This window comes from Sphingopyxis sp. LC81 (assembly GCF_000756375.1).
Taxonomy (GTDB): domain Bacteria; phylum Pseudomonadota; class Alphaproteobacteria; order Sphingomonadales; family Sphingomonadaceae; genus Sphingopyxis.
Map to the genome: position 1 here is coordinate 14,656 of NZ_JNFD01000006.1, position 14,644 is coordinate 29,299.

Annotated in this window: 10 protein-coding genes; 6 read left to right on the forward strand and 4 right to left on the reverse strand. The window is 66.2% G+C overall.

Annotated features, from left to right (window positions below; all coding sequences use genetic code 11):
- Positions 1-13: 13 nt before the first annotated feature.
- From dgcA to FG91_RS03640, 3 genes are all read right to left on the reverse strand, one after another.
- Entirely contained in the window at positions 14-1,006 is a 993-nt protein-coding gene (dgcA, locus tag FG91_RS03630; RefSeq protein WP_037512140.1) for an N-acetyl-D-Glu racemase DgcA, read from the reverse strand.
- Between the two features lie 10 nt (positions 1,007-1,016).
- The gene (gene dgcN / locus FG91_RS03635) at positions 1,017-2,039 is read right to left on the reverse strand and encodes an N-acetyltransferase DgcN (protein WP_037512143.1); all 1,023 of its coding nucleotides are present in this window, start codon (positions 2,037-2,039) and stop codon (positions 1,017-1,019) included.
- 95 nt (positions 2,040-2,134) lie between these two features.
- Complete coding sequence (locus tag FG91_RS03640; RefSeq protein WP_037512146.1) at positions 2,135-3,019, reverse strand: LysR family transcriptional regulator; 885 nt, start codon at positions 3,017-3,019, stop codon at positions 2,135-2,137.
- Between the two features lie 184 nt (positions 3,020-3,203).
- Between FG91_RS03640 and FG91_RS03645 the strand changes: the two genes are divergently transcribed.
- Complete coding sequence (locus FG91_RS03645; RefSeq protein ID WP_052187273.1) at positions 3,204-4,841, forward strand: N-acyl-D-amino-acid deacylase family protein; 1,638 nt, start codon at positions 3,204-3,206, stop codon at positions 4,839-4,841.
- Between the two features lie 173 nt (positions 4,842-5,014).
- Positions 5,015-6,256, forward strand: a complete 1,242-nt coding sequence (locus FG91_RS03650) for an ROK family transcriptional regulator (RefSeq protein ID WP_037512149.1) — start codon at positions 5,015-5,017, stop codon at positions 6,254-6,256.
- Between the two features lie 4 nt (positions 6,257-6,260).
- On the opposite strand, the gene FG91_RS03655 is transcribed toward FG91_RS03650, so the two are convergent.
- Complete coding sequence (locus FG91_RS03655; RefSeq protein ID WP_052187287.1) at positions 6,261-7,631, reverse strand: sugar porter family MFS transporter; 1,371 nt, start codon at positions 7,629-7,631, stop codon at positions 6,261-6,263.
- A gap of 182 nt (positions 7,632-7,813) precedes the next feature.
- Between FG91_RS03655 and FG91_RS03660 the strand changes: the two genes are divergently transcribed.
- From FG91_RS03660 to FG91_RS03675, 4 genes are all read left to right on the forward strand, one after another.
- A complete protein-coding gene (locus FG91_RS03660) occupies positions 7,814-8,641 on the forward strand; it encodes a class I mannose-6-phosphate isomerase (RefSeq protein WP_037512151.1) in 828 nt (275 codons plus the stop codon).
- A complete protein-coding gene (gluP, locus tag FG91_RS03665) occupies positions 8,638-9,897 on the forward strand; it encodes a glucose/galactose MFS transporter (RefSeq protein WP_037512154.1) in 1,260 nt (419 codons plus the stop codon). The genes FG91_RS03660 and gluP overlap by 4 nt, the downstream gene beginning before the upstream one ends.
- 39 nt (positions 9,898-9,936) lie before the next feature.
- Positions 9,937-12,303 (forward strand): GH92 family glycosyl hydrolase, encoded by a 2,367-nt coding sequence (locus tag FG91_RS03670; RefSeq protein ID WP_235211927.1) that lies wholly within the window; start codon positions 9,937-9,939, stop codon positions 12,301-12,303.
- A 101-nt stretch (positions 12,304-12,404) separates the two neighbouring features.
- Positions 12,405-14,357: a glycoside hydrolase family 2 protein gene (locus FG91_RS03675; protein WP_200878394.1), complete on the forward strand. Its 1,953-nt coding sequence runs from the start codon at positions 12,405-12,407 to the stop codon at positions 14,355-14,357.
- The last annotated feature ends 287 nt before the right edge of the window (positions 14,358-14,644 follow it).

Here is a 14,644-nt window from a genome sequence, read left to right on the forward strand (position 1 = left end):
CCTGTTTGTCGTATCAAATACCGCCCCAGAAACCGGGCTGTGGCGGCGCCATGATACCGTTCGCCGCGCTGACCCCGCCCGCGCGATCCTCTGCAAGCCAGAGCGGTCCGTCAAGGTCGACGAAGCTGCTCGTCGCCGCGATGGCCCAGGCGGGCGCGATCGAGAGCGACGAACTGATCATGCAGCCGGTCATCACACCGAGCCCACGCGCGCGCGCCGCCTCTGCGAGTTCCAGCGCGGCGGTCAGCCCGCCGGTCTTGTCGAGCTTGATGTTCACGACGCCGTAGCCGTCGGGCAGCGCCTCGAGATCGGCCGCGACATGCACCGCTTCATCGGCGGCAATCGGGATCGCCGAGCGAAAACCGATGAGGTCGCGGTCGGCATCGGCGGGGAGCGGCTGTTCGAGCAGGTCGATGCGCAGATCGGTCATCAGGCCCTGCAGGTCGCGGACCTCCGATATGGTCCAGCTTTCATTGGGGTCGACGATCATTTTCGGCTTGGGCGCCGCGGCGCGTACGGCCTTGAGCTGCGCGGCCGGATCGCTCTGGTCGACCTTGACCTTCACCAGCGGCGCGTCGGCGAGCGCTGCGGCGGCGATCGCCATGCGGTCGGGCGCGTCGAGGCTGACCGTCATCGCGGTGACGATCGGGCGCAGCGGCTTTTCGATGCCCAACGCCGCCGCGAAATCGCTGCCCGCAAGCCGCAGTTCCAGATCCCACAGCGCGCAGTCGACCGCGTTGCGCGCGGCGCCCGCGGGCATCAGTTGCAGCAACTCCTGCCGCCCCACGCCGCTTTCGATCGCAGCGCGCGCGGCTTCGATCGCGGCGATCGTGCTTTCGACATTCTCGCCATAGCGGGGGTAGGGGACGCATTCGCCGCGGCCGGTGACGCCGTCCTGCGCGATGGCGACGGTCACGACCTCGGCGGCGGTCTTGACCCCGCGCGAGATGCGAAACGGCGTGTGCAGCGGCAGGACTTCGCCGGCGACGGTCAGGGCGCGGGGCATCGCCGGGCGATCAGACGGTTTCGGCGGTGGCGGGCGTATCGAGCAGCCGGTCGAGGATCGCCTCGACCCCGAAACGATAGGGATCGCTGGTCGGCAGCCCGAACTCGGCCTCGGTCGCCGCGCACAAGGCACGCGCGTCGTCCTCGGGCATCGCCGAGGTGTTGAGCGCGATGCCCACCGCTTTCACGTCGGCATTGGTCAGCCGCGCCACGCGCAGATTGGCCTCCAGCGTTTCGGCAATTCCGGGCAGCGGATAGTGCGGCAGGCCGCGCATATGCGGGCGCACCGGGTCGTGGCAGAGGACGAGCGCGTCGGGCTGCGCGCCGTGCAGCAGCCCCGTCGACACGCCCGCGAACGAGGGATGATAGAGCGAGCCCTGGCCTTCGATCAGGTCCCAGCCATCGTCGCTGCGCGCGGGCGAAATCTGTTCGATCGCGCCCGAGATGAAGTCGGCGACCACGGCGTCGAGCGGCACGCCGTCGCCCGCGATCAATATGCCGGTCTGTCCGGTCGCGCGGAAATCGGCGGCCACGCCGCGCTTTTCGAGCGCGCTGGCGAGGCACAGCGTCGTGTACATCTTGCCGACCGAACAATCGGTGCCGACGGTCAGCAGCCGTTTGCCCGCGCGCGGCTTGCCATTGCCGATCGGAATGTCGGGGCGCGGGTCGCGCACGTCGTGGAGCTTGCGGCCGAGCCGCGCCGCGGCTGCAATTAGGCGCGGTTCGGCGTTCAGCCGGTGGTGCAGCCCCGACGCTATGTCGAGCCCGGCCTCCATCGCGGCGAGCGCATCGACGATCAGAGCCTCGCCCAGCTTGCCGCCCGCGTTGGCAATGCCCAGCACCAGCGTCCGCGCGCCGGCTGCGTGCGCGGCGGCGAAATCCATGCGCGGCAGGTTCAGCGTCAGCGGGCAATCGTCGTGGCGATATTCGCCGACACAGATGTCGGGCCGGAACACCGCGAGACCGCGCGAGGTCTTGATGTCGGCGGGGTCGCTGGAGTGGCCGAGGTAGAGAAGATAGGGCGTTTCGATCATGGATCCGGGAAACCTGCGTGATGATGAGAGGCCGATATTATCCCTTGCTGCCGTAACGCCCCAATATCTAGCGCCCCATATCCTATAGCTTGACGCTATAGCCCCTCGATCACCGTCGCGAGCACCGCGAGGAACGCCGAGGCGGTTCGCGATGGCGGGCGGTTCTGCAGATAGACCGCGTTGATGTCGAAGGTGATCGCGGGCTGCAGCGGCCGGCTCGACAGCCCGGGGGGCAGCGCGGCATGCGCGGTGAAATTGTCGACGATCGCCATACCGACCCCCGCGCCGACCAGCGCCGCCGCGACATAATAGGTGCGCGCCGACACCACTTCGTCCAGCTCGACCTCGAGCCGGCTGAGCTCGCTCGACAGCATCCGTCCGATCGGGCCGCCTTGCACCGGGCTGATGAACTTGTGCCCGCGCAGCTCGTCGAGGTGCAGGCGCGGCGGGGCGCCGGGCATGTCGCCTTCGCGATAGATGACAACCAGCTCGCCCTCGCCGATCACCTGATGCGCGACGGGCGCCGACAGCGGCACCTCGAAACTGATCGCGATGTCGGTTTCATGTTCGTAGAGTTTGCGCACCATTTCGTCGTGATGCAGCGTCTGGAGATCGAACATGATATCCGCATGGTCGCCCATGAAGCGCGCGACCGCCTCGGGGATCGCACCGAGGCCGAGCGACGGAAGCGCCGAAATGCGGAGCAGCCCGCCGCGCCCGTGACGCAAATTCTGGCACGCCTGGCGTAGCGAGCGCACCCGGTCCTGAATGTCGGAGACTTCGGCGAACAGCGTGTGCGCGTCCTGCGTCGGGATCAGTCGCCCCTTCGACCGTTCGAACAGGGTCAAGCCGATCGACCGTTCGGCATGGCGCAGCACCTTGGTCACCGACGGCTGCGACACGTTGAGCGACCGCGCGGCGGCGCTGACCGTGCCGTGCAGGAAGACCGCGTGGAATATCTCGATCTGGCGCAGGTTCATCCCGTTACGATCCCGAAGTTGCGACACCGGGGCATGCGATTGCCCCTTGTTTTGGCCGGATATTGTTGTGGCTTTGATCTCTATGCCATCGGGTTATAGGGGGTGCAACAACGCTGTCTGGACGCGGGACGTGCAATCGAGACATCTTCATCCTTGATAATAGCTCCATGGAAGGATCACGCCGATGCCCCAACCGCTTGCCTCGCTTTCGGTTCGCCGGACGATCGGTTCGCTTTCGGTCGCCGCGGCGCTGCTCTGCGTCGCCGGCGCGGCGGCGAAGCCGGACGAGTCGGTCGATGTGATCATCCGGGGCGGTACGATTTATGACGGCGGCGAGGGCAAGTCCTTTGTCGGCGATGTCGCGATCCGCGGCGACCAGATCGTCTATGTCGGTAAATCCGGCCGCCATAAGGCGGGCAAGGTCATCGACGCGAAAGGCATGATCGTCGCACCGGGCTTCATCGATCCGCACACCCATGCCGACAGCTTCATCCGCTCGCCCGACAAAGCGGTGCGCGTTAACGCGGCGTGGCTCAATCAGGGCGCGACCACCGTGATGATCGGGGTCGACGGGTCGGGCACACCCGATGTCGCGGAGGATGCCGGCAAGCTGGCAGCATCGGGGATCGGCACCAATATCGTGCCGTTCGTCGGTTTCGGCCCGGTGCGCCAGCGCGTGCTCGGTCAGGATGCGCGCGCGCCGAGCCCCGCCGAACTCGACCGGATGAAGGCGCTGGTGGCGAAGGGCATGTGCGAAGGCGCCGTCGGCCTGTCGAGCGGCCTCTTCTATGCGCCGCAAAGCTTTTCCACCACGAGCGAAGTCGTGGCGGTGGCGCGCGAGGCGGCGACCCGCGGCGGCGTCTACGACACCCACCAGCGCGATGAATCGAGCTACAGCATCGGACTGCTCGGGTCGGTGCAGGAAGCGATCGAGATCGGACGACAGGCGGGAATGCCCGTCCATTTCGCGCATCTGAAAGCGCTCGGCGTCGATGTCCATGGACAGGCCGGTGCGGTGATCGCCGCGATCGATGCGGCGCGCGAGGCGGGCGTGGACGTGACCGCCGATCAATATCCCTGGCTGGCGTCGGGATCGAACCTCGACGCGTCGCTGCTGCCGCGCTGGGCGGTCGACGGCGGCGGCCCGGCGCTGCTGAAGCGGCTCGACGATCCCGCGACGCTCGAACGGATTCGCGGCGAGATGCAGGAGAATCTTCGGCGGCGCGGCGGGGCGAGCGCGCTGCTGCTCATCGCGCAGGGTTTTCCCTGGACCGGACAGACGCTGAAGCAGGTTGCTGACGCGTGGAAGATGGACAGCCGCGACGCGGCGCTGCGCATCATCCGGCAGAGCATCGAGGCGGGCGAGCAAGGACAGAAAAGCGGGGGCACCGCGGTCGCGTCGTTCAACATGGCGCAGGCCGACGTCGACCTGCTGATGAAGCAGCCGTGGATGGTGACCTCGTCCGACGGATCGGACGGCCATCCGCGCATGTTCGCGACCTTCCCCGAAAAATATGTGCGTTATGTCCGCGAGCGGAAGGTCATCGACCTTGCGACTTTCATCCGCCAGTCGACGGGGCGCACCGCCGACATCTACAAGCTCGACCGGCGCGGCTATCTGCGCCCCGGCTATTTCGCCGACGTGCTCGTCTTCGATCCCGATCAATATGCTCCGCGCGCCGATTATGTGCGCCCGCGCGAACTGAGCGTCGGCGTCAGCAAATTGTTCGTCAACGGCGCGCTGGCGGTCGACGACGGGCGGGCGACCGGCGTCGCCGTAGGCCGCGCGCTGCTGCGGTCCCGCCCGGCCGGATGCCCATAACCGCCAACCACGCTTCAACCTGATCGCTGCACAGCCTTAGCGCCCGTCATTGACAGGAGCGCGCCGCTCCGCTTTATCTAAATTCGAATTATTAAAGCGCCTATGCTTTATGAATCGAGTCTGTTTGGCGGGGGGCGCCGGGCATTCGGATCAGTTTGAAGGACAATCCAGCGATGACCCTCAATCTCCCGGGTCTTGACCGGCGGCAACCGACGAAAAATGGCCCCGAGGCGCGCGACGCGCGGCTGACGCTCAGCCTCTCGGGCACCAATCTGGAGCGGGCGGGCGACTATAACCAACGGATCGTGCTGCAGGCCATTCGCCTGACCGACGAAACGACGCGCAGCGACCTCGCGCGCGTCACCGGGCTGACGCCGCCGACGATCGTCAATATCACCAAGCGGCTGATCGACCTGGGGCTCGTCAAACCGGCGGGGCGACTGCAGGGCAAGCGCGGCCAGCCGGCGATGCGGATCGTCATCGATCCCGACGGCGCCTTTTCGATCGGGCTCAACATCGACCGCGATCATATCACGCTGGTGACGCTCGACCTCGCGGGCAAGATCCGCAGCCGCCACACGCGCGAGATCGCTTTCGCATTGCCCGGAACGGTCGTCGATCATGTCCGCGATATCCTGCCCGGGCTGCTCGAAGAGGGCGGCGTCGACCGCGGGCGCATCCTTGGCGTCGGCGTCGCGCTGCCCGACGATCTCGGGCGGATCTCGTTGCCGCACCGGCCGGCCGAATATGATGCGTGGGACGATATCGACCTTGGCGCGCTGCTCGGCGACGTGCTGCCCTGGCCGCTTCATGCCGACAATGATGCCGCGTCGGCGGCGCTCGGCGAGGTTCATCTCGGCAATGGCATCGCGCTTCCCAGCTTCTTCTACCTGCTGATCAGCGCGGGTCTCGGCGGCGGGCTGGTGATCGACCGCAGCTATGTTCGCGGCGCCGATTCGCGGTCGGGCGAGATTTGGGCGCTGCCCGATCCCGCGCGCGGCGAGGGCGCGAATGTTCAGGACACGGTGTCGCTGTCGGCGCTTTACGCGCGGCTGGAAGCGGCAGGGCATGTCGTCGACGGGCCCGAGGCGCTGATCGACGGTCCGGCAGCGCAGGAGGCGGTGATCGTCCAATGGCTCGACGATGCCGCCGACGTGCTGGTCCAGCCGCTGATCGCGGTCAATTGCCTGATCAACCCGGCGGCGATCCTCATCGGCGGGCGCCTTCCGGGCAAATTGGTCGACGCGCTGGTCGAGCGGCTCAATGCCCGGATGGCGGGGCGCAAGCTTCCCGTGGTGGCGCCGGTGCTACGCGCCGAGGCCGCCGACGATGCGTCGGCGATCGGCGCCGCGATCATCCCGTTCCTCGACAATGTCCTGCCGTCCGAATCGATCCTGATGCAGGCGGGGCGCTGACGCCTTACTCGATCCGCTGTGCCATCTCGTCGAGGTCGACACCCCGCGTTTCGGGGAAGATCGCCGCGACGGTGATGAACTGGACGACCATCGCGGCGGCGAAGATCGCGAACGGCGCGCCGGGTGACCACGCCACCAATATCGGGAAAATTCCGGCGATCAGCGCATTCATCAGCCAATGCGTGCTCGCGCCGAGCGCGCTGCCGCGCGCGCGGACGGGCGTCGGGAATATCTCCGAAATATAGACCCAGATGACCGCGCCCTGGCTCGTCGCGAAGAAGGCGATGAAGCCGATGAGTGCGGGCAGCATCAGGCCGTTGCCGAGCGCGCCGTAGAGGACCCCCGCCGCGGCGGCGAGGCATAAGGTCATGCCCGCGGCGCCCGCGAGCAGAAGCGTCTTGCGCCCGATCCGGTCGATCAGTGCCATGCCGACGAGCGTGAACACCAGATTGGCGATGCCGATCAGCACCGCCTGACGGTCGGGTGACAGCGAACCCGCGCGGGCGAAGATGTCGTTCAGATAATAGAGTACCGCGTTGATGCCGGCGAGCTGGTTGAACATCGCGACGAGGATCACGAGCATTATCGGCCGGCGATGGCGGCGCCACGACAGCTTCTCGCCCGGCGGGTCGCGTTCGAGCGCCTGCTCGACGCGGCGGAGTTCGGCTTCGGCGGCATCGGGCGCCGTGCCGATCCGTGCCAGCGCGATGCCCGCTTCGCCCCGGCGTCCCTTGGCGACGAGCCAGCGCGGGCTGTTGGGAATCGCGAACAGCAGCACGAAGAAGAGCAGGGCGGGGGCGGCGGTGATGCCCAGCTTCCACCGCCACGCCGCGTCGCCGCCGACTAGCCCCGATATCGTCGCGTTGCTGAGATAGGCGACGAGAATGCCGGTCACGATCATCAACTGGAACAGGCCGACGAGGAATCCGCGGTGCCGCGGCGGTGCGATCTCGGCGATATAGACGGGGGCGAGCACCGACGAACCGCCGATCGCGAGCCCGCACATGAAACGGAAGAGAAGGAAGGCCGGCCAGCTCGATGCCAGCGCGCAGCCGATTCCCGCGATGAAATAAAAGGCGGCGAGGATCCGCAGGCTGTCGCGGCTGCCGAACGCGTCGCCGGGCTTGCCCGCGAACAGCGCGCCGACGAGCGTGCCCCATAGCGCCGCCGATACGGTGATGCCGAGTGTTTCGGGGGTGAGCGAGAACAGGTTGGTGAGGTCGCCGGTTACGCCCGCGATCACTGCGGTATCGAACCCAAAGAGGAGACCGGCCAAGGCGGCGGTCCCGATCGCGGCGGCGAGGGTGCCGCGACCTCCCGAACGCTGCGGTGCGCCGGGCACGGGGAATGCTTCGCTGTCGTGCTTGCCTGTCATCACTCTCTCCGACGGATCGGGCATTGGCGCCCGTCCTGATTGCCAACCGACATGCCACAAAGGTGATTTCGATCAAATAAATTAATTTTCATTATTATCTTGACGACGGGCGGCTGGTCGGGGCAGTTTTCAAAAAATCAGGCCCGCACCGGAACGGCGGTCGGGCAACAGGGAGAGGGTTCGTGCCGGCGACATTGCTTGCGACGCATCGTGTGGAAAAGCCCTGGGGGCGCCATCAGCTATGGGGTCCGTTCGCTGATTCGCCCGCAGGCGGCGAACCCGTTGGCGAAATCTGGTTTCAGGCACCCGGCGACAACACGCCTGATCTTCTCGTCAAATATCTCTTCACCAGCGAAAAATTGTCGGTGCAGGTTCACCCCGACGATGCGCAGGCGCATGCCCGCGGGTTGCCGCGGGGGAAGGACGAATGCTGGCTGATCCTGGACGCGGCGCCCGATTCGACGATCGCGCTGGGTACGAAGGCGCCGGTCGATGCGGCGGTGCTGCGCGACGCAGCGCTCGATGGCAGCATCGAGCAATTGCTTGACTGGAAGCCGGTGAAGGCCGGCGATTTCTTCTACGTCCCCTCGGGCACCGTGCATGCGATCGGCGCGGGGCTGACGCTGATCGAGGTGCAGCAGAACAGCGAGACGACCTACCGCCTCTATGATTATGGCCGCCCGCGCGAGCTGCATCTGGAGGACGGCATCGCGGTGTCCGATCCGCGGCCCTATGCGCCCTATCCGTCTCCGGGCCGCATTGCCGACGACCGCAATATTCTCGTCGACGGTCCGAAATTCGTGCTCGAGCGGCTGGCGGGCGGCGCGCGCACCATCACGCTTCCCGACGGCGTCACGGCGTGGCTGATCCCGGTTTCGGGCAAGGGCACCGTCGACGGCGTCGCTTTCGCAGCGGGCGAATGCCTCGCGCTCACCGGCTCGGTGGAGCTTGATGCCGACGCCGGGGCCGACCTGTTGCTCGCCTATCCGGGCGAGGGGAGGCTCGCATGACCGCCAGCCGCTCGGGCACCGCCTGGACCTTCGCCTATGTCACGATGCTCTTTTTCGTCTGGGGTGCGGTGACCGCGGTCAACGACATTTTGATCCCGGCGGTGAAGGCGATCTTCGCGCTCAGCGATACCGAAAGCTTCCTCACCCAGTTCGCCTTCTTCATGGCCTATGGCGTCGTCTCGCTGCCCGCCGCGGCGATCATGGGGCGGCTCGGTGCGGCCAATTCGATCATTGTGGCGCTCGCGACGATGATCGCCGGCTGCCTGATCATGCCGCTGGCGACCGTCGTGCGCGAATATTCGATCGTGCTCGTCGGGCTGTTCGTGATCGCGTCGGGGATTACGCTGCTGCAGGTCGCGGCGAACCCCCTGTCGGCGTCGCTCGGCCGCCCCGAACGCTCGCATTTCCGGCTGGTCTTGAGCCAGGCGTTCAATTCGTTCGGCACCGTTATCGCGCCCTATCTCGCGGCGCGGACGTTGCTGCAGGGCGGATTGTTCGAGGACGGGCCGGTGACCGAGGCGAAGATCGCCTATTCGCTCGGCCGGATCGATGTCGCTTATATCTTCATCGCCGCGGTGATCGCGGTGCTCGCGATGTTCCTTTACCGCGTCCGGCACGAAATCACCGCGGCCGCGCCGCCGGTCGAAACGGGCGCGCGGGTGTCGAGCGCCTTCGCCTCGCCTTGGGCGCTCGCCGGCGCGCTCGCGATCTTCCTTTATGTCGGCGCCGAGGTGGCGATCGGCAGCGCGATGGTCAATTTCCTCGAACAGCCCGACGTGTTCGCGATCAGCGCGGTACAGGCGGGCAGCTTCGTCAGCCTCTATTGGCTCGGCGCGATGATCGGGCTCTTTATCGGCTCGGGCCTTCTCTACAAGCTGCCCGCAGGGCCGCTGCTCGCGGTGGCGGCCGTCGCCGCGGCGCTGCTCTGCCTGACGATCAGCCAGATCAGCGGGCCGGCGGCGGGCGTGCTCGCGATCTCGGTCGGGCTGTTCAACTCGATCATGTTCCCGGTGATCTTCTCGCTGACGATCGAGCGGTCGACCGCCCCCGCGTCGGCGACATCGGGGCTGCTCTGCATGGCGATCGTCGGCGGCGCGCTGGTGCCGCTCGTCTTCGCGCAGGTGGCCGATGCCAGCGGCAGCCGCTTCCTCGCCTTTCTGGTGCCGATGGCCTGTTATCTCGTCATCGCGCTGTTCGGCTGGCGCGCGGCGCGTGCTCCCGCACGAGCCGAAGTCTTCGCAAATTCGCTGCACTGACCACGCAAACAACAAAAATATTCAGGGAAGAGGGTCGCAATGGATATCGACAGGAATTTGAACCGCGGGTGGAAGTTCGGCGCCATGCTGGCGTCGTCGGCGGCGATATTGCCGCTCATGCTCGCTTTGTCGCCCGTGGCAGCGCAGCCAAAAGCCGGCCAGTCGCCGGTCGATCTCGCTAACCCGCTCGTCGGCACCGCGCCGCTCGACGATCCGGCGGTGATCGGCAACGCGCCGCCGCCGGGCGAGCCCGTCTATTCGGGACAGACCTCGCCGGGCGCGCGCCTTCCGCACGGGTCGGTCGAGGCGGCGCCGGTGAACAATAATATCGAGCTTCTCTATCCGAACGGCGTTCCCGTTCCCTATTATTACACCAACCCGACGATGATCGGCTTCACCGGCGGCGGCGGCTCGACCTATGGCGGCGGCGCCGAGCCTTTCATCATGCCGGTGGTCGGCGACTGGTCGCCGCCGCCCGCCTATAGCCAGTCATACTATGACAAGTCGCGCGAGAAGGCGTCGCCGGGCTATTATTCGGTCTATCTCGACAGCTTCCGCACGCAGGCCGAACTCACCGCGACGCGCTGGGCGAGCGTGATGCGCTTCACTTTCCCCGAGAGCCAGCGGTCGAACATCATCGTCAACCTGCCGCGCCATGGCGGGACGGTCGAGGTCGTCGGCGACCGCATCATCCGCGGCATATCGAACGACAAGGACAGCGCCGACGGCGGCTATTTCGTCGCCGAATTCTCGAAGCCCTTCGCCGCGCTCGGCACCTTCCGCAAGGCACCCGGCGACAATGCGGGCTGGGGTATCGGTACCAGCGACGTCAAACCCGGCGGGCGCGAAATGTCGGGCAGCTATGCCGGCGGCTATGTGACCTTCAAGACCAAGGCTGGCGAACAGGTGCTGGTGAAGATGGCGCACGGCACCAGCTATGAACAGGCGGCCGAGCGGCTCGCTGCCGAAGTGCCGGGCTGGGATTTCGACGGCGTCCATGCGGCGGCGCGCGATGCCTGGGCGCAACTGCTGAACCGCGTTCGCGTGACGGGCGGCACCGACAAGCAGCGGCGGCTCTTCTATTCGACGCTGTTCCAGTCCTTCGCCTCGCCGCGCCTGATCGCGCAGAAGGGCGAGAAATTCGCCGACACCAACGGCAAGGTCCAGACGGCGACGCACGACCGTTACGGCCCGGTGCCCTTCTGGGACACGGGGCGCAACCAGATCGTGCTGCTCGAGCTGATGGAGCCCGACGCGGTCCAGAACATCATGGCGTCCGAACTCGCGATGGCGCGCGAGAAGGGCTATATGAACACCTCGTTCCACGGCGACAATGCGGTGTTCCTGTTCCTCGGCGCGTGGGAGCGCGGCATCGAATTCGATTACGAGGCCGCGTACGAATATCTGCGCAAGAACGCGACCGATCCGAAGGGGCCGCGCGGTTACCTCGCCGAATATATGAAGCAGGGCTGGATTTCGGACATCGTGCCCGATCATAATCCCAGTCCGCCCTATGCCGGCGGCAAGGCAGGCGCCGACAAGACGCTCGAATATGCGTGGGACGATTATGCGCTCGCGCTCTACGCGAAAAAGCTCGGCAAGGATGCCGACCACAAGATGTTCCTGAAGCGCGCGGGTAATTATGCCAACGTCTTCGACAAATCGATCGGCTTCATCCGCGGGCGCACCGCCGACGGCAAATGGATCGCACCCTTCGATCCCGCCGAACCCTATTACAACTTCATGATGAAGGAGGCGTCGGGCTGGTCGACCCTGTGGCTCGTCCCGCACGACGTGCAGGGGCTGATCGGGCTGCTCGGCGGGCGCGACGCGTTCAATGCCAAGCTCGATGAGTTCTTCACCAAGCCGTACAACCCGACGGGCATCTGCCGCGACTGCACCGGCGTGATCGGGCAATATGTGCATGGCAACCAGCCCGACCAGCAGGCGCCCTATTATTACAATTGGAGCGGTCAGCCGTGGAAGACGCAGGCGCTGGTGCGCCAGATCCTCGACAAGACCTACGCCAGCGACGCGGCGGGTTACGGCTATCCGGGGATGGACGATCAGGGCGCGACCTCGTCCTGGTACGCGCTTTCGGCGCTCGGCTTCTATCCGGTCGATCCGTCGAGTCAGGATTATATCATCGGCAGCCCGGTGTTCGACGACGCCAGCCTCGACATGGGCAATGGCAAGACGCTGCGCATCGTCGCAAAGAATAATTCGGCCACGAACGTCTACATCCAGTCCGCGACGCTCGACGGCAAGCCGTGGAACAAGCCGTGGTTCCGTCACGACGACGTCAAGGACGGCGCGACCTTCGTCTTCACGATGGGCGCAGAGCCGAACAAGGCGTGGGGCGCCGCGCCCGGCGCCGCGCCGCCGTCGATGTCGCGCAAGCGCTAACCAGCCCCTCGCCCCCGCGCCCTCCGCGGGGGCGCGAGCCCAGGACCCGCCCCATCCCCCTAAGGGTCCTGGGCTCTCCCCAATTCAACAGGACAGATCTCATGCGCAGCCTTTTGATCACCGCATCTCTTCTCGCCCTCGCGCCGGTCGCGGCACAGGCCCAGACCACCGCCGCACCGCCTGCGGGTGACGCCGTCTATACCAGTGAGCTGTTGACGCGCTGGGGCAAAGAGGTGACGCCCGAAAACGCGTGGCGCCTTTACCCCCGCCCGCAGATGGTGCGCGAGCGCTGGGTCAATCTCAACGGCCTGTGGGACTATGCTATCGCGCCGAAGGCGGCCGAACGGCCGGCGGCGATGGACGGCCAGATCCTCGTGCCGTTTCCGGTCGAATCGAAACTCTCGCGCGTCGCGCGCAAGGTCACGCCCGACGACCGCGTCTGGTATCGCCGCAGCTTCACCGTCCCGGCCGACTGGCGCGGCCAGAATGTCATGCTCAATTTCGGCGCGGTCGACTATGAAGCGACGGTGCGCGTCAACGGATCGGTCGTCGGATCGCACAAGGGCGGGTTCGATGCCTTCGGTTTCGACATCAGCCCCTATCTGAAAACGGGCGCGAACGAGCTGGTCGTCGAGGTCACCGATCCGACGAGCGCGGGCACGCAGCCGCGCGGCAAGCAGATCCTCGACCCCGCGGGCATCTGGTACACCGCGGTCAGCGGCATCTGGCAGACGGTGTGGATCGAGCCGGTGCCCAAGCTCCATATCGCCGAGGTGCGCGCGACCCCCGACATCGACCGCGGCACCGTCGATGTCGCGGTGGCGCTCTCCGGCTGGGCGAACGACAATGACGCGGTGCGGCTGACCGCGAGCGCGGGCGGCAAGACGATCGCCTCGACGATCATCCGCGCCAACCGGCAGGCGACGCTCGCCATCCCGAACGCGCATCTCTGGTCGCCCGATGATCCCCATCTCTACGATCTCAAGGCCGAGCTGGTCACGATCGCCGATCCCTATGCGGGCGAAGCCGAGCGCGACCGCAAGGCCTATGACTCGCGCTTCACCGATCATGAGCGCCGCGTTTATGCGAAGGCGCGAGTGCAGGGCGCGCCGCGCGACAGCGTCGCCGCCTATTTTGCGATGCGCAAAGTGTCGATCGGGCCCGGCCGCGTCGCGGGCCAGCCCGCGATCCTGCTCAACAACAAGCCTTTGTTCCAGCACGGCACGCTCGATCAGGGCTGGTGGCCCGACGGGCTTTATACGCCGCCGTCGGAGGAGGCGATGAAGAGCGACATCGTCTTCCTGAAAAAGGCGGGGTTCAACATGCTGCGCAAGCATATCAAGGTCGAGCCCGCGCGCTATTATCACGACGCCGACCGGCTCGGCATGCTGATCTGGCAGGACATGCCCTCGGGCGGTGGCGAGGATCAATATCTCGCGGGCACCAGCCAGTATCAGGCGGTTTTCCCGTCGGAGACGCTCGCCGAGCAGCAGAAGCAATTGTCCGAAATGATCGGCGAACTGCGCGCCTTCCCCTCGATCGTGACGTGGGTCGTCAACAATGAGGGGTGGGGCCAATATGATTCGGCGACGCTCACGCGCTTCGTGAAGGGGATCGATCCGACGCGGCTGGTCGATGCCAATTCGGGCTGGCTCGACGTCGCGCCGAAGGACTCCGACATGCTCGACATCCATACTTATGAGGATGTGCCGAAGACACCGCCGTTGCAGGCCGACCGCGCGATCGTGCTCGGCGAATATGGCGGGGTCGGTTTCCCCGTGCCGGGGCATATCTGGAAACCGGGCAAGGGCAATTGGAGCTATCAGGTCGCGCAGGACGAGAAGGAGTATCTCGTCCGCTTCCGCCGCAAGATGGAGGGCGTGATCCGGCAGGCGAAGGAGAATGGGCTCAGCGCGTCGGTCTACACCCAGACGACCGATGTCGAGGACGAGATCAACGGTCTTTTGACCTATGACCGCGCGGTGCCGAAGGCATCGGCGGAGGCGCTGGCGGCGATCGCCGCGCCGCTGTGGACGACCCCGACTCCGGACTGACCGGCCTCGGGCGAAAGCGTCACGGCACCTGCCGTCCCCGGAGTCGGGGATGGCGGGCGCGGCGACCTGCGGCCGCGAGTCGATACCCACGCAAAACTGCGAAAAACTGTGCCTTTGTGACGGGTCTGTAACGATTCATCGCGTCCCGCCACCGGCTCGAAAAATTTATTTTGACAAATTGTTTTTTATATTCTGATAGAGGCTCAACGGGTCCGGGGACCCGCTGCTCGGCGACTCCGAAAGCGCCGAATAACGAGTGGGGGCGAACAGCCCCTCGAACAGGGAGG